15 protein-coding genes are annotated in these 15,504 nt (G+C 41.2%); 11 read left to right on the top strand and 4 right to left on the bottom strand.

What is annotated here, in order from left to right; genetic code table 11:
- Nucleotides 1-175: 175 nt before the first annotated feature.
- Together FHT67_RS29515 and FHT67_RS29510 are read left to right on the top strand one after the other, a co-directional pair.
- Nucleotides 176-1,087, top strand: coding sequence for a hypothetical protein (locus FHT67_RS29515; RefSeq protein ID WP_167202130.1), 912 nt, complete (start codon nucleotides 176-178; stop codon nucleotides 1,085-1,087).
- A gap of 122 nt (nucleotides 1,088-1,209) precedes the next feature.
- The gene (locus tag FHT67_RS29510) at nucleotides 1,210-2,052 is read left to right on the top strand and encodes a tyrosine-type recombinase/integrase (protein WP_167202129.1); all 843 of its coding nucleotides are present in this window, start codon (nucleotides 1,210-1,212) and stop codon (nucleotides 2,050-2,052) included.
- Between the two features lie 302 nt (nucleotides 2,053-2,354).
- On the opposite strand, the gene FHT67_RS29505 is transcribed toward FHT67_RS29510, so the two are convergent.
- Entirely contained in the window at nucleotides 2,355-3,833 is a 1,479-nt protein-coding gene (locus FHT67_RS29505) for an MDR family MFS transporter (protein ID WP_347880140.1), read from the bottom strand.
- Nucleotides 3,834-4,378: 545 nt separating this feature from the next.
- On the opposite strand from FHT67_RS29505, the gene FHT67_RS29500 reads away from it, so the two are divergent.
- From FHT67_RS29500 to FHT67_RS30270, 5 genes are all read left to right on the top strand, one after another.
- Nucleotides 4,379-5,200: a copper amine oxidase N-terminal domain-containing protein gene (locus tag FHT67_RS29500; protein WP_167202127.1), complete on the top strand. Its 822-nt coding sequence runs from the start codon at nucleotides 4,379-4,381 to the stop codon at nucleotides 5,198-5,200.
- Between the two features lie 564 nt (nucleotides 5,201-5,764).
- Nucleotides 5,765-6,316, top strand: coding sequence for a hypothetical protein (locus FHT67_RS29495; protein ID WP_167202126.1), 552 nt, complete (start codon nucleotides 5,765-5,767; stop codon nucleotides 6,314-6,316).
- A 273-nt stretch (nucleotides 6,317-6,589) separates the two neighbouring features.
- Complete coding sequence (locus FHT67_RS29490) at nucleotides 6,590-7,360, top strand: imm11 family protein (protein ID WP_208403715.1); 771 nt, start codon at nucleotides 6,590-6,592, stop codon at nucleotides 7,358-7,360.
- Between the two features lie 460 nt (nucleotides 7,361-7,820).
- Nucleotides 7,821-8,288 carry a hypothetical protein gene (locus FHT67_RS29485; RefSeq protein WP_132311863.1) on the top strand — a complete coding sequence of 156 codons (468 nt, stop codon included), beginning with the start codon at nucleotides 7,821-7,823 and terminating at the stop codon, nucleotides 8,286-8,288.
- Nucleotides 8,289-8,497: 209 nt separating this feature from the next.
- Complete coding sequence (locus FHT67_RS30270) at nucleotides 8,498-8,782, top strand: hypothetical protein (protein WP_243867558.1); 285 nt, start codon at nucleotides 8,498-8,500, stop codon at nucleotides 8,780-8,782.
- A gap of 261 nt (nucleotides 8,783-9,043) precedes the next feature.
- Here the strand turns inward: FHT67_RS30270 and FHT67_RS29475 are convergent, their stop codons facing one another.
- On the bottom strand, nucleotides 9,044-9,577 hold the full coding sequence (locus FHT67_RS29475) for a TetR/AcrR family transcriptional regulator (RefSeq protein WP_132311865.1): 534 nt from the start codon (nucleotides 9,575-9,577) through the stop codon (nucleotides 9,044-9,046).
- 115 nt (nucleotides 9,578-9,692) lie between these two features.
- Here FHT67_RS29475 and FHT67_RS29470 point away from each other — a divergent pair, with 115 nt between their 5' ends.
- Entirely contained in the window at nucleotides 9,693-10,739 is a 1,047-nt protein-coding gene (locus FHT67_RS29470; protein ID WP_167202124.1) for an SDR family oxidoreductase, read from the top strand.
- Nucleotides 10,740-11,018: 279 nt separating this feature from the next.
- Here the strand turns inward: FHT67_RS29470 and FHT67_RS29465 are convergent, their stop codons facing one another.
- The gene (locus FHT67_RS29465) at nucleotides 11,019-12,113 is read right to left on the bottom strand and encodes a Gfo/Idh/MocA family protein (RefSeq protein ID WP_132311869.1); all 1,095 of its coding nucleotides are present in this window, start codon (nucleotides 12,111-12,113) and stop codon (nucleotides 11,019-11,021) included.
- 138 nt (nucleotides 12,114-12,251) lie between these two features.
- Between FHT67_RS29465 and FHT67_RS29460 the strand changes: the two genes are divergently transcribed.
- Entirely contained in the window at nucleotides 12,252-13,097 is an 846-nt protein-coding gene (locus FHT67_RS29460; RefSeq protein WP_167202123.1) for a LysR family transcriptional regulator, read from the top strand.
- A gap of 293 nt (nucleotides 13,098-13,390) precedes the next feature.
- Nucleotides 13,391-13,681, top strand: a complete 291-nt coding sequence (locus FHT67_RS29455; protein ID WP_279513607.1) for a group II intron maturase-specific domain-containing protein — start codon at nucleotides 13,391-13,393, stop codon at nucleotides 13,679-13,681.
- A gap of 93 nt (nucleotides 13,682-13,774) precedes the next feature.
- Here FHT67_RS29455 and FHT67_RS29450 read toward each other — a convergent pair whose 3' ends face one another.
- The gene (locus FHT67_RS29450) at nucleotides 13,775-14,365 is read right to left on the bottom strand and encodes a TetR/AcrR family transcriptional regulator (RefSeq protein WP_132311871.1); all 591 of its coding nucleotides are present in this window, start codon (nucleotides 14,363-14,365) and stop codon (nucleotides 13,775-13,777) included.
- Between the two features lie 194 nt (nucleotides 14,366-14,559).
- On the opposite strand from FHT67_RS29450, the gene FHT67_RS29445 reads away from it, so the two are divergent.
- Nucleotides 14,560-15,222 carry a nitroreductase family protein gene (locus tag FHT67_RS29445; RefSeq protein ID WP_167202122.1) on the top strand — a complete coding sequence of 221 codons (663 nt, stop codon included), beginning with the start codon at nucleotides 14,560-14,562 and terminating at the stop codon, nucleotides 15,220-15,222.
- Nucleotides 15,223-15,504 lie beyond the last annotated feature (282 nt).

The following is a 15,504-nucleotide window of genomic DNA, read 5'->3' as shown; positions in this document are numbered from 1 at the left end:
CTTCTACAACCTTGTTCCATCTAATGATTGTCTGGTATGAAAGAAAAACGTTCAAAATCTAAGGAAACATGAGAATTTAAGAGAAAAGTGATTCTCCATAGAGGGAGGATAGTTCCAATATGTGGTATTATATAAAGGAAATGAGCCTCTTTTTTGATGGGGAGTCAGTCCGAAATTGATTACCATTAATGTTAGGCAGGTGGAAAGCTTGGATTTTCCGTTTTTTAGTAAATCTATCTGTATGCACGTTCTGACATACGAATCCTTAAATTCTAGAGGAGAGCAACTAGTATTTCTATTAAAGAATTTGTTACATGAATGTTCTAGATATTTAAAAAAAGAATTAATTATAGAGCTAGTTAAAATAAATGGGCGTCATGTCACTTGGTCCTATAACGAGAAGAATTTAAATAAGTTGTATGATTTATTAATAAAAGGTGAGGTTATTGAAGTATTAATTTTTGATAATTATCCAGATAAAGAAATTTACGATTCAAGTAATAAATCATATCAGTTTCCACAGGATTTTTCACTTGCTTTAGTTTGTAACAAAGCCGCGGAATACCCAGCACATTTTTCAAATTCGTTAGTATTCTCGAATGAATTTAATTTTGCCCTAAACGAAAGATTATTTGAAAATTCCATCCCTTTTGCAATTCAAGAACTTTTTCTTCAACAATTGGAAAAATGGCTGAAAGCCATAAATGGAATTTTTGGTTTTATAACATATGAAAGTATAGCTGCCTCCGCAGGTATGATTTCACCGTATGAAAATTACCATGGGATAAACCCATATTTAAAACCGGGTTATTATAATGATATTAAAGGTTATTTTTGGGCTACTTATTTAAGTGAGGCTCATATAAAAAGGTTAGGTGGCGAAGAGTATATTGTTAATCATGCTCCTGCTTTTATAATTAAAATGGAGCATCCTGGAATGCTCCTCCAATTAACTAACAACATTAACAACTATTCAGATGAGCAACTACGCTCACTTAGAACATTTCTTTTTTCCTTGCTGCCCGCTAAACAATCAGAAGACACGTTTCCTTATGCAAAACAATGTATTATTCGCCTAGTTGAATAATTCTTTATGGGAAGATGCTATTAAACTAACGGGGAACGCTAGTTCAACACGCCCCTGCTGATTATTAAAACCTCTCCTTAGAAGCAAACTAGATTTAATAGCTTCTAAAGGGAGGTTTTGTTATGCAATTAAGTGAACTGTGGAGGTTGTATGAAGCTGACAAGCGCATTCAAGGATTTAGTACGAGAACTTTAAAAGCCTACGCCCTTCAGCACAAAATGTTGTTGCAAGAGCTTGGAAATCTCGATATCACAGAGATAACGTTAACCATGCTGAAGGAGTACTTGGCAAAACAAGCTGATCGTCTGAAGCCAAGCAGCCTGGGTCATCGAATTCGGTTTGTTCGTTCTCTTTTCCGTTACGCTTATGAAGAGACGTATTTGACTTCAAATCCTTCTCTAAAATTAAGAGAACCGAAGTTAGATAAGCGCATTCCAAAGTTTTTGATTGAGGAAGACGTCATACACTTAAAGATCTCTTGTCAGTCACTCAGGGAAAGAGCACTGCTGGAGTTTCTCTACAGCACCGGCTGTCGGGTTGGAGAGGTGGAGAAGATCAACATCGAAGATCTGAACTGGGAGAACTGCTCAGCAATCGTTAATGGCAAGGGATCGAAGCAAAGAGAAGTTTACTTTACGACAGAGTGCAAAGTATGGTTAAAGAAGTACCTGACCAGCCGTGAGGACTCCTGCAAAGCCTTATTTGTTACCGATACGCACCCAACAAAACGAATGTCCATACCTACGATTAGATGGGCCTTAAAACGGCTTGCAGATCGGGGAGAAATTGAAGTGAACGTATACCCGCATCGCTTTCGGCATACTTATGCATGCCAGCTCCTTGATAACGGTGCCCCCTTAGATTTCATTCAAGGTATGCTTGGTCATGAGAAAGCATCGACCACTCAAATTTACGCACAGCTTCGCGGCGAACGTCGGAGAGAGCTTTATCGACGATTCTTTTAAGTTTCAAGGGCGGGCGGATTCCATTTAGAAAACCGCCGCCGTTGAATTAAAGGGCAGTTATCATCGATTGCTGATTTTATCGATTTTGATACATTTTCAGCTTAAACTCAAGCAATCGATAAAGCCGCTGCGCTGTGCACTTAGTGTAAGCCATTTTCACTTTTCCATGAATGAAGACCCGTTCAACAATTGAGCTCTAACGGGTGACTTTAGATCAATAAAAAACAGCGGCATTCTTAGACAATCTAGTCCGCCGCTGTTTCATTTATGGGGTCAATCAAAACATATGACACAATGCATTTTCAATCCCCTTGCTTCACTTTGCTAGCTTTCGGAACTAATCTCGCATCTCCCATCAAGAAGCAAGCAATCAGAGCGATAATGACAAAGCCGAGCTCAACCAGGAAGATACTATTCAAGTTATGACTAAGCACCACTCTAGAATCTGTTTCGCTTCCGCCTGTAACCATTCGTTGCGTTAGCAAACTGCCGAGCACGCTGACTCCGATCGTTCCTCCGATAGATCGGAAAAACTGAGAGGAAGAGGTAGCGACACCCCGGATTCCAGGCTCCACTGCACTTTGTGCAGCAGTGCCGACTACCGGATACAGCGCACCCATGCCCAGACCCGTAATGATCATGTACAAGACCAACTGCATCGCAGTCGTATCAACCGTCATCCCACCGAGCAGCCCTAATCCGATTGCCATTAGAGCCATGCTGGGAACGAGAATGACCCGGTACGAGACCTTGCTCATCAACCTTCCGCCTATTGTCGTAGTAATGACTACGGACAGCATGAGCGGTATCAGGATGTATCCAGCATAGGTAGGGCTCACTCCCATGACGTCTTGGGCAAAAAGAGGAATGAACGCAATTGCACCAAACATTCCGGCGCTCATAAAAAATCCGGCAATGTTTCCGAAAGCAATGACGCGGATCTTAAATAGATGAAGCGGTAGCATCGGTTCTTTCGCCTTCGCTTCGATCCATATAAACAAAGCAAGAAAGAGAGCGCTTAGACTGAACAAGGCGATAATCGTTGATGAGTCCCCACTTAGAACCAGCGCCAGTAAAAGAGAGACGATAGAGATGCTGAACGTGACAACACCGGCCCAATCGATGGATCGTCTCGCATAGCGCTTGCTTTCTTTCCACGCAGCAGCCATAAGGTAGATGGCCGGAATACCGATCGGGAGGTTGATGAAAAAAATCCAACCCCAGCCTAAGTGTTCGGAGATCATTCCGCCAAGTACCGGCCCGAGAATGCTGGAGATAGAGAACACGGCGCTGAACAAGCCCATGAACTTCCCCCTTGATTCCGGTGGGTACAGATCCCCGACTATGGTAAAGGCAATCGGCATCAATGCCCCGGCTCCCAATCCCTGAATTCCTCTGAAGACGATCAATTGCGTCATGCTTCCTGCGAATCCACACAGAACAGACCCTATCAGGAAGAGGGATAAGCCGATTAAGTAGACGTTCCTGCGTCCGAATAAATCCGCCAGTTTCCCGTAAACTGGGATAGTGGTCGTCGAAGCTAACATATAGATGGTGAATACCCAACTGTATAAGGACAATCCATCCAATTGTTTGATGATGGTTGGCATAGCCGTGGATACGATAGTCTGGTCTATAGAGGCTAAGATCAATCCCATTAATAGGCTGATGGTAATGAATTTTACTTTTGGTTGTTGGTTTGGATCATTAAGTTCGTTTGGCATATAGCTGAACGCTTCCTTTCCGTTGGTGGCTGGCCCGCGCGGAAGCAGCAACAACAATATACCGGGAATCCGAAAAAAAGAATAGACTTATTCTTTCCGATGAATTATTCTATAGCTAGAGAGCGCCCCAAGAGAGGGCGCTCTTTTCCCATTTGAATCGGAAAGTCTTAAGAAAGAGTTAACAAGATAATAGCTCAAATTTTACGATGCGATTTGGTGGCATCGTTACACTAGACACTAGACATTCCTGTAGGGGCTCGTTCAACTAACGGAGAACTTTAGTTCAATCAATAAAGCTGCAGTAGATCCGAGAATCTGCTGCAGCTTTTGTTAAAGTAAAGGACAGGAATAGTCCCAATTAAAGGGAAATCGATTTTTAATAACGAATAGTACTGTGAGTCGATAGAAGGTGCTTATTAAGCTGGGAAAATTCCTATGTGATAGTGACAATCTACTCTTATCTGTACATAGAAACTAAAATGTTAGACTGAAATAGAGATGAAGGCCGAAGACTGACGACTAGGAAAAAAGTTGTACATTCATGCGCCATAAACTAACGCCAGTTTAACGGTACACATTAAAACAGCAGGGAAGTGATTTTTTTGAAATCTGTAATAGTTAGAGGGATATTAGTTGCTTTATTTACAATTCTTTATATGCCTTCTGGAACAACTTTCGCCTTGGATTCAAAGGATACGTCTATACGAATCATCGTTAATGAAAAGGCCATCATTTTTAGAGACGCGAAACCATTCTATGATAAAAACGGCAGGGTGCAGGTTCCACTCCGTTTTGTAAGTGAGGCGATTGGGGCCAAAGTACAATGGGACGAAGTAACAAGGAAAGTAACTGTCACTTTAGGTGGGGATAAGATTGAATTGAGTATAGGCAAGCGGTCGTACACCTTAAACGGACAGGAATTTCAGATGGATACTTCTTCTATATTAAATCATGGTACAACGTATGTACCCATTCGGTTTGTTGGCCAAGCTTTAGGAGCATTGGTAACCTTTGATGCTTTGCATAATACGATACATATTGACACTGCCATCAGTGATGAGGAAGATGGGAAAACGATCTACAATGGATTTATAATTGATTTGGAACCAGACTCGAAGTTACTTGTAAGTAAAGGTCTCTACGATACTTATGGCAGCGAATATACGCTACTGAATATTGTGGTAACATTCGATAAAATGGATACAGATACAGACTACAAAAAGCAATATAAAGATGTTGAAGAGATCCTATTGCAGAAGGTGGATTCAGAAACAGTGGCCGCAGTGATGAAATATCTTAGTGCAAAGTCAACTGCTGAGGACGTCCTTCCCGCTAAGGAATTTAAGGATACTAACTATAAGGTTATTGTCTCGTCAAGAAAAATGATAGATGCCAATATAAACATTTTTGTTTTCAAGAATTAATTCTATAAGACCTGTTCCTCAACGAAACGACGATGTTATTCAACTCCCATGAAAATTAAATTAGCTCAAAACCAGTAAAAGAGCATAGAAAAGAAGACCCAGAAAAACTCTTTTTAAAAAAAGGCTGAGCCTTAAATTGAACATTATGAAGTTGAAGTGTTGGCAAGTGACTTTCTTCGAAAAACAAAGGTAAGGCTGCATAAGTGCTACCCGTAAAGGGTGCGACAGTCTGTGATGCACCGTGAAGGTTGGAGTCAGACTAACGGTTGGGCTCTAATGGCACCATAGTTCATAGACCTTCTTCTCCCAGCCCCGTTAGAAGTATTGACAGATTCCAAGCATTTTCATCCTCTGTAGTGCAGCGCTGTTTTTATGCGCTGCATGGAGGGCTAACGGGACACGATAGTTGAATGAACTAACTAATAAAGCTGCCGGCACATGATCGGGAGCTTTGTTACGTTAATGGGCAGGATAGTGCAACAAATTCAATTTTAAACACAATCACTCTAGTGCTCTATGCCATGGTAATATATGTACATATAAATAAGTTCGGAGTGATTTCTAATGTTTATAATTAAATATGAAATCTTTGAAGATGATATCCTTGAACTTAGAGAGATTGATTTCCAGACATTTAATCAGGAGTATAATCAAATTTACGGTTGTTTTACCATCATCGTAAATGGGATTGAATATCTGCCTTATCCTTCATCTGAAATGAAACTAGAAACGAAACGTATATATTCTGAGCTAATACTGACTCACTTTGATTTTCTTATCGATGTGTATTATCAACTTCCAAAGAACAACTACGTCGCTTTAAAATATATTGAAAACCACTGGACTTGGCTTGAGTTCATTCAAGAAGGAACTGAACTTATTGTTAGTGAGTTGAATTATGAAACTCATGAGGGATCGTGGCTACAAACTGACAGAAGACTATTTATAAATGCAATAAAAGAAGACATTATTAATGAGAGAATACAATGGGAAGACTTTGAAAAAGAACTTATTTCAAAAATCAAAGAATTTTTAAATACAATACAAGAGCTAAATGAAAGTATTCTTGCCTCAAATTGTTTTAAACAGATTAGATCATTTGCTTTAGATCATTAACGAGAAACGATAGCTTGATACAACACGATGGCAGCTGGCTTGATGTTCAGCTGCCGTTTTCATTGAGTAACGGGCAGTTTATTTCCAATATGTGTTAAAATTAGTGGTGTGGATTCAACCGTTCTGAAACGTTAACATTTATGAAAAACTTACTGTGATTACGTATACAGGCGTTGAGAAAAGATTGAGCTCTTAAGAAATAATCTTAAGTTAATTATAGAAAGAGGTCGAATAAAATTGAAAGTTTGGAGCCTTGTACCTAACATTAACAGCATGGTTATTGGTTTAAAAAATTTTGATGACGATACTGATAAAGTAGAGTTTAATGGAGAACCAATCTTGGATTGGGAAGTAATCGAAATGAAAACGTATAAAAAAAACAAACTTGTTGATTTTCCACATTTTTTAAGCAATATACTAGTAATGTCTGAAAAGGCTCGAAACTTACTTAACGATTATTTCAGTGATTACGCACAATTCCTGCCAATCAAACATGGCAAACAAACGTTATTTTTTATCAATGTCACTAATGTTATTGATTGTTTAGATTACACTCGTACAGAGTACGTGACTATGCCATCAGGGAAAATTAGTCATTTTAAAAGACTATATTTTAATAAAGATCAGGTTGAAAATAGTTTGATATTCAAGACGCCTGAATTTGCAAACAAAAAAGTTTTTGTAACAGATAAAATGAAAGAAATAATAGAGAAAAGTAATTTGGAGGGTATTGAATTTAATCAAGAATGGGACTCGGACATAACTAAGGAGATTGAGAGAAAAAATAGTGAAGCGTATGAAAAGAAAATATTTGAAATTGACCAAAGAGAAGGTCAGAAATATGCTTGGTCGGAGGCTGTAGAATTATTAGAATATAATAAAGCATTAACCAGTGGTAAGTGGAAAATTCAAAAGAATAAACAGGGAACAATGGTATTAGGACAATTGACATTTGATTTTAGTTATATGTGGATGAACCCTATATATCTTCCACCAAGCTTATTAGATCTTCAATGGAAATTAGATGAAAAGGCTGACATTTAGGTTACAAACCGTCAGTATGCGTATCCATTTCGATAATGACAACTAGAACTATGCGTTAATTTATTAGGCTAACGGCGAACTTTAGTTAAATAATGATGACCCAGCGGCAGCCTGCAGCTGATCTTGTTCAAAAAGATGGGGGAAAGTAATTGGTGGGGTCATTATGGGAAGGCTGGGATGCCTTTTACATTATAGTGTTATATTTTGTAGCTCCTATTCTTGTTCCGATAATTATAATTATTATTATTGTACTCTGCCTTAAATATTTTAGAAAATGAGGCAAATCCAATATCAGTATATCCGTTGGTAATTAAACAAACGAAGAACTTTACTTCAACAAGAGCTGCAGCGGATCGGAGGATCCACTGCAGCTCTTGTTGAAGTAAAGGGTAGGATAGTTCCAATATGTGGTATCCTTATATCTATAATGCTCAAACTTTTTGAAGGAGGATTCTAATAAATGATGAAGCAAACTAAATTCTCCGTGCTATCTATAGCAATAGCCGCAGCTTTAACCATTCCAGCAGTAATTAACGCTGATTCTGCAGAGGTAACGCCAACAGAATCCAATCCTTCAATCGTAACTCCAGTCACATCGCCAGATGGAAACAAATGGTCTGGAAACGTCAACAGTACGTCTACTAGCGCTAGCTCTGCTTTCGTAGTGCCAAGTGGTTTCGGCAATGTAAAACTTCACTTTCACAACGTAGGTAAAGGCGCGGTAACTGTTACAGTAAATTCTACAGGCTTAGAGTATGTATCAGTAACTATAGATCCAGGAGCAGAGTATACGTGGAAAAGCACTACCAATTATCCGCAAGGTATGCGCGCTGGTAGTTATAGCGTCTCATATCACTCTTCCACTGCTGCTGTAAGCGTAGATTATTCCGGGTGCGCTTCGGACAGTGTAACGAAGGAACTGCACTGAATGGACTATGTGATTGATAAAGGAAAATCAGATGAATGCTATCTTCACTTTTTATCCTTAAACTATCGGGGAACATAAGTTGAACTATCCAGGGAGCAGACTGCCGGCGCAGCTGCTTCCTTTTTTATTAAGCGAAAGGGCAGATTTGCACAACAATTGATTGTATTTTTCGTCCTAATTTTTGGGAGATTTACGAAGGGGGGATATGCGTGAGAATTGTAATGTTTGTTGTTTTGTTAATTTGCTTCATTATGACAGGATGCAAGAAAGAAGATTTAAAAATTACGTCAGAGCAGATTAAAGCTTCTTTCGAGTCGAAAGATATTCAGTTATCAGAACCACAAGAAATAAGTCCTGAGAATGTATTTATTAGGACTTTGAATAATGTTAAACCTGAATTTTTTGCAATAAATGCAAATCAGCTAATTAGCTTTTATGTCTATTCCTCCCGCCAAGAAGCTGAAAAACGAGTACAGCAGCAACTGATTTGGTAAGGCACAGCGAATACCAAGTAGCGAATGTTATATTATTTTACGAATACGCAGGTTCTGCAAAGGATGAACGGGTTGAAGGAATAATGATGGGATTGCAGGTTACGAAGTAATCTACATTCACTCCTTGTCATTATCTATCGGGGAACGTTTGTTTAGAACACAGCGAAGGGAGGCTGCTGGAATATCGACAGCCTTTCGCTCATTTTTTGAGCGATATGAGGGATCATGATCGGTTTCGATCATGATGGGTTTTCCTGAATTTTATTTATGAAATAACCGAATAAGCGTCGAGATTTCTTCAATGGATTCTTTTCGACCATTTTTAATCCACATCACCCAAATTTCAAAAACGCCTGCACTCATAAAGTCGATCCAGTAGTTTCGTTTCGCTCCCGTCCAGTCCGGAAAGGGAATAATCTCATCGTAAAGCTGAGCAACGTGAGATTTGAAAATTTGATAAAACAGCCCGATATAATCGTCTTCGATCGCCATGTGAAAATCCTTGGATAGGTCAAGAAAAAAGCTCGTTAGATCGGCTATTTTCTGTTCATGGTTTTTTTTATTGGCGATTTTATTAAATATATCCGCGAATTTAGGTTCGTAGTATTCCTTCAATACTTGTTCAAGGTTTTCATAATTTCTATAGAACCCCATTCGACTGACACCGGCTTTTTTGACGACTTCTGAAACGGTTATTTTTGAAAGTCGATCGGTCTTTAAAAGCTCCAGCAACGCAAGAGCAATCCATTCTTTAGTGTCTTTTTTTATGTTTTGGGCGTGTTCCGTCGCTGCCATTACACTTCCTCCATTTTGTCACAGATGTTTGTCTTCCACTTGTATTACAGAATATTCAGCTTTAAAATAGTGTACAACTGTTACAAGTGTAACGTCAATGAGAGGAGCATTCACGATGGCGGAGAGTAACAAGCCCTTAGTTCTTGTGACCGGCGGTTCAGGATTTATCGCGGTTCATATTATGTTGAAATTACTCGAGCAAGGTTACAGTGTTCGGGCATCGCTTCGTACCATGAGTAGACAAGATGAAGTAAGAGATATGCTAAGATCAGGCGGAGTTACTTGCTTTGAAGGCCTGTCGTTTATTCAAGCGGATTTATCTAATGATCATAATTGGGACGATGCTGTTAAAGGAGCGGAATATGTCATTCATGTAGCTTCCCCGACGCCTAATAAAGTGTATAAAGACGAGAATGAAATGATTCAACCCGCACGCGATGGCGTTTTGCGTGTGCTAAGAGCCGCGCGTGACGCGGGAGTCAAACGAGTTGTTTTAACCTCCGCTTTCGGAGCGATCGGCGTGGGCCACAAGAATCATAAAGGACCTTTCACCGAAAAAGATTGGTCGAATACGGACGCGAACATTCATCCCTATCAAAAATCCAAAACCATTGCCGAAAAGGCGGCCTGGGAATTTATTCGCCAAGAAGGAAACGGTTTAGAACTGGCAACGGTAAATCCCGTTGGAGTGATGGGGCCGATCTTAGGCAATGATTATTCTCATTCAAACAATAGCATTCGACAGATGCTGGAAAGCAATCAAAAGTATGTCCCTAAAATTTATTCCGATTATGTAGATGTCCGTGATGTTGCGAGTTTACATATATTGGCCATGTTGCGTCCCGAGGCAAATGGAGAGCGTTTTATCGCCTCTAGCGCAGAGACGTTGTCGATGTTGGATATTGCGAATATTTTAAGAAAACATTTGGGCGAAGACGCTAAAAACGCACCAAAAGGTGAACTTCCAAGTATTTTAGTTCGTGCGATCGCGATCTTTAAACCACAATTAAGAATGATAGCAACGCTCCTGGGACAAGATATGTCAACTAGCAATCAAAAGGCCAAACGTTTACTTGGATGGACACCTCGTTCGGCGGAAGAAGCCATATCTGCAACGGGTAAGAGCATGATAAAAATCATTAAAGAGCAGAAGAAGTCGTAAAAATATAATGAATAGAGCTTCTCGAAACTTATGAAGTAGTGATCATTTAAGAGGCGTTTATGAGTTACCAAAAGGCTCCCGATCGGGCGCCTTTTTACTATTCGCCGATATGACGGTTAAGCCGAACCTTATCACAAGTGACGTGAAAAATGAGATGAAAGAGTTGCTAAGGAAGATGTTGGGCAGTGTGGTATTCAGGAATGAAAGGGGAAGGTGATATCGCTTCTTCCCCTAGTTTTCCTTTCGGATGGCTTCCTCTATGGCCAGCCGTTTCAAATCTTATAGATTTTGTCTAATGCCTGTAGCAGCCGCGAGCTTGATGGTCTCCAGCAGCCTATGCAAGCGGGCCGCGTCGTGGAAGTTGGGCAAAAGAAAAGTACCGCCAAGAATATCCGCGGCAAAACGCTCTTGCGCCTTAGAAACAAGAAACTTCATTGATTCTTCCTCTGCAGGAAGTGCCGTGAAGTACTTGTCGTCATGCGCTGCCGGGATGCCAGAAGCATACAATGTTTGGTACACCTGCAGGTTGCCAAACTGTACATGGCCGACAGAATGCTGCTGCTTCAATTGAAGCATACCTTTTTCTCCGTAAATATCCAATTGAAATCCGGGATAAGTTCCGCCCTGAATATGGACTGACGCGGAGGCACCGCTTCTTAGCATCCCCACAACCATGATCTGGTCGGCTGCGTCTTTGACAACCTTTTCACCTGTTTCCAACACCGCAGCCTCATTATAGTTGCAGATCATGGTAGCCGACAGTTCCTTGAAGTCTCCAAGCAGGCGGCAAAGCACATCCAGCGAGTGTCCGCCGTTGATGGCTAAAAGCGTTGCGCCGTTTTCCTCTTTTAACAGATAGGCACTGTCACGGCTCGTAACATTCCCCCTGGTGGTCGATAAGCGCATATTGCAGGACAAAACCCGGCCAAGCTCACCGGATTCGATCCGCTGCTTGATGTCTTGGATGACAGCGGATTGTCTGGCCTGAAGACCGATGGCATGATGAATGCCGGCTTGATCGGCAAGCACCGCCAATTCTTCGGCTTGAGCCGCAGTTACTGTCAGCGGCCATTCGCAGTAAATGTGTTTGCCTGCTCTAATAGCTGCTTTGACAGCCTCATAATGAAAAGGCACCTTGATGCTGACGACAACCAGGTCCACCTCCGGGCTTTCGCATAATTCGTATAGGTTTGTAAAAGCTTGAACCCCACCCAAAGCAGCGGCACTTTCCAGAGCACTTTCCATTTTGGATGTGGCAACCGCCGTTATGCGGTGCTTGTTGCTCATCTGAAGTGCAGGAACGTGCGTCTGGCTTGCCCAGTGATTATTAAGCGACGCTCCGATAATTCCAGTCTTAATAATGGAACCGTTCATCTTGTATGCCTCCTGTTCGGATCTACTTAAAAGCGGCGAAGCAAACCGTCCGCATATCCATAATATAGTGTAGAAACTCCATCATGAATAATGTATATTTGAGATAGACATATCATTTTTTTTGATAGAGGGATGAGTATGGATATTGAAAATATGATAGCATTCGTTACCGTTGCCGAGCTGAAAAGTGTTTCTGCAGCAGCTTCGAACATGAATCATTTGCAGTCCAACATGACGGCAAAAATAAAAAAGATCGAAAACCATTACCGGCAGCAACTGTTTTTCCGAAGCACTCGCGGAATGGAATTGACACCTGAGGGAGAAAAGCTGTATCGGCAGTATAAAAAACTGCTGCTGCTGTGGGAAGAAACCGAGCAGGAAATGAATCGCCGGGAGTTAAAGCTGCGTTTAGGTATCATGCAATCCGTGATCAGCGAAAATATCACAAAAGCATTCTCCGATTTATACGAAAAGTACCCCAACATGTCGGTTACGCTCATAACCGGTTCCACTGAAAAGATGGAGGAGGAGCTGATCGAAGGCAATATTGACCTGGCCTATACCTTTGGCAAATCGGACTTGCAGCAGCTCCATTACAGGCCAATCGGCAGTGAAGAACTGGTTCTGGTCGGCAAAAGAGTCAAGACTGCAGCAAGTCTAGCCCAATGTTTGCAAAGCGAAACCATGCTTATCCTGTCCAAAAATTGCTTGTACGCCTCTATTCTGCAGCGTATTTACTCGGCTCACGGCATTCATCTGGCTTCTAAAACAGAGGTCGGTGTATTGGAAACGCTGCTTCGTCTTGCAAGCCTAGGCATGGGCGTCGCTCTTATTTCCAAGACCACTGTCAGAGAGTTTGGAGTTACCGATTTCATGGAGCTTCCGCAGGAATATCGGTATATTGATAAATTTTTAGTTACTCGAACAAATTACGAGTTGTCGCCTTTAGAACGGCAGTTTTTCAAAATTAGCCAGAGCTTATAGTTCATATCCGCAGATAGCTGAGGAACTAAAGAGACGTAACTCAGCACGCGCTTCACCGATCACTTGAAATGATTGTCTGGCACATTAGGGAACGAAAGCTTAAACTTATATAAACTTAGCTTTAGATGCACAGGAGAATTTCTTATCTTATAAAAAACGGAGGGCCAAGACGAAACTTCTTATGGGAAGGACGAAAACGGTCTTATTTGGGTTTCTCATCAAGATTCTTTAATTAATGTGGTGGCTTATTATGAACACCTAAAATCTCGATTGATTATTAGATCATATAGTTTTTGGTCGATCTGCTAAATCCAATGATTCAAGGTTGGCGTAACTATTATGCTCATCTGGATGTGGACCGGAAGATGGCAAATCGATTTCTGGCAAAAGTGGATTGGTACATCCTCAGGAGGCTAAGACTTTACTGGAATAAGAAACACAAAAGACGCAGATTGGCTTGGAATGAAATGAGACAACTGCTTCTTCGTACAGGATTGAAATCGGTATGTACCTGGAAAATCCGTACTGCCCTAGATGAAGGACGTCGGAAAGCCGTATGCGGGAAAACCGCACGTACGGTTTGATGAGGAGGGGCTGGATTTCCCAGCCTTTTACTCTACTTACCTGTAATGGCAGCCTGCTCAACTATCGCGAGGATAGATCAAAAGCGACAGGTCCTATCCCAGCAGTTCTTTGGCTCCGTTCATCACTAGGGGCATAGTCTGTTTAACGAATGATTCCGCACTTAGTAGACGCCCCTCATTGTTCCAAACGTAAGCCGCCCCATACATCCCCCAACTTAACATGATAGAAGCTGTATTTATTAAGAATTGCGCGTCTGGACTCGATAGTATCTTGTCTTTGTCTATAAAGGAAAGAAGTATCGATTGAATTTTTTCCTTTATTTGAATTTCAAATACAGGTCCAAGCGATGTATACCTTCTTTTGCACATAGTGCTTAGACCCTTGTGAAAATCGCATACACCCAGAAAAATACTCTGAATTGCTTCTTCATTTAATACTTCGTGACCGCTTATTCTACGATTTATGATTGTCATAAATGAATCCATTAGTTTGGCCTCAAGAATTTCGAATTTATCTACAAAGTGCGCATAAAAAGTCGCTCTGTTAACAGTAGCCCGCTCTGCAATATCCCTAACGGTTATCGATTCAAAGTCTTTTTCTTGAATTAATGAAGCAAAAGCGTCTTGAAGGAGTCGCCGTGTACGTATCACACGAGGATCAGCTTCATTCTTTTTAATTGTCATGGTTAAGATCTCCCCAATAAAACGACATTATAGAAATGGTGTTGTCTATACAACTATTTATGGTTATTGATGATTGCGTACCATTCGGTTGTATATATATCATATAAATACAACAAGTGTTGGTCAAACAACTAATGTTGTATTGGATCAAAATAAATACTGAAATGCCGCTTTTTAAAAAGGAGGAGAGAACCATGTCGGTTTCACAACGGTCTCAAAGGTTAGAGCAACAACATTTTTTCGATGTGATTAAAGGACGTCGATCTGTCCGCAGCTATGATCCCGAAGTCAAGATCTCGCGTGAGGAATTAAGCGAAATATTGCAGAAAGCTACTCTGGCTCCTTCAGGAGCCAACCTTCAGCCATGGCGGTTTCTCGTCATTGACTCGCAGGAACTGAAGCAAAAGCTGCTTCCGATAGCGTTCAACCAACAGCAAGTGGTTGAGGCTTCAGCTGTCATTGCCGTTCTCGGGGACTTGGAGGGCTATAAGCTGGCTGAGAAAATTTACGGTCAAACGGTTGAGGCAGGCTACATGCCTGCGGAAACGGCTAAATCGTTCGTTGAACGATATACGGGTATGTTCGCGAGCATGCCGACTGATGCCGTCCGCCAAATCGTTGCAACCGATGGCGGATTGTTGTCGATGCAGCTAATGCTCGTCGCCCGCGCCAAAGGTTATGATACAGTCCCGATGGGTGGCTACGACAAAGAAAAGTTCATGGAAGCATTCGGTATTTCAGACCGGTATGTTCCGATTATGCTAATCGCCCTGGGTAAGGCGGTGAAGCCCGGACATCCGACGACAAGGCTGCCAATTGAAGACGTGACGTTCTTTAACGAAATGCCCAAGGCATAAGAAAATGAAAAAAAAACCCGATTGCCCGACCGAATCTAGTTGTCAGGAGGCTCCTCGAAGGTCTTTTTTCGTTACTTTTATCAGTAAAGCTCTAAAGACAATTTCGTTTTGAGCTTTTTGGTTGAGGGACGGGGAACGTTAGTTGAACATAACAAAATGGCAGCTGATCTAGATGATCAGTTGCCATTTTTGTTGAAGTAAAGGGCAGCATTCCTATAATGAAGAAATACGAGGTTTGAGAAACAAAAAGACTCCTTGGTATGATGTTAATGGGTCCACGAC

Source organism: Paenibacillus sp. BK720 (genome assembly GCF_011761545.1).
GTDB lineage: Bacteria > Bacillota > Bacilli > Paenibacillales > Paenibacillaceae > Pristimantibacillus.
This window is presented reverse-complemented; position numbering and strand designations above follow the sequence as displayed.

What these genes read in the sequence shown, in the direction of transcription:
- FHT67_RS29490 (WP_208403715.1), top strand. Translation starts at nt 6,590, where the DNA reads ATGGTTATTGGTTTAAAAAATTTTGATGACGATACTGATAAAGTAGAG.
- FHT67_RS29510 (WP_167202129.1), top strand. Translation starts at nt 1,210, where the DNA reads ATGCAATTAAGTGAACTGTGGAGGTTGTATGAAGCTGACAAGCGCATT.
- FHT67_RS29475 (WP_132311865.1), bottom strand. Translation starts at nt 9,577, where the DNA reads ATGGCAGCGACGGAACACGCCCAAAACATAAAAAAAGACACTAAAGAA.
- FHT67_RS29465 (WP_132311869.1), bottom strand. Translation starts at nt 12,113, where the DNA reads ATGAACGGTTCCATTATTAAGACTGGAATTATCGGAGCGTCGCTTAAT.
- FHT67_RS29495 (WP_167202126.1), top strand. Translation starts at nt 5,765, where the DNA reads ATGTTTATAATTAAATATGAAATCTTTGAAGATGATATCCTTGAACTT.
- FHT67_RS29485 (WP_132311863.1), top strand. Translation starts at nt 7,821, where the DNA reads ATGATGAAGCAAACTAAATTCTCCGTGCTATCTATAGCAATAGCCGCA.
- FHT67_RS29450 (WP_132311871.1), bottom strand. Translation starts at nt 14,365, where the DNA reads ATGACAATTAAAAAGAATGAAGCTGATCCTCGTGTGATACGTACACGG.
- FHT67_RS29460 (WP_167202123.1), top strand. Translation starts at nt 12,252, where the DNA reads ATGGATATTGAAAATATGATAGCATTCGTTACCGTTGCCGAGCTGAAA.
- FHT67_RS29470 (WP_167202124.1), top strand. Translation starts at nt 9,693, where the DNA reads ATGGCGGAGAGTAACAAGCCCTTAGTTCTTGTGACCGGCGGTTCAGGA.
- FHT67_RS29445 (WP_167202122.1), top strand. Translation starts at nt 14,560, where the DNA reads ATGTCGGTTTCACAACGGTCTCAAAGGTTAGAGCAACAACATTTTTTC.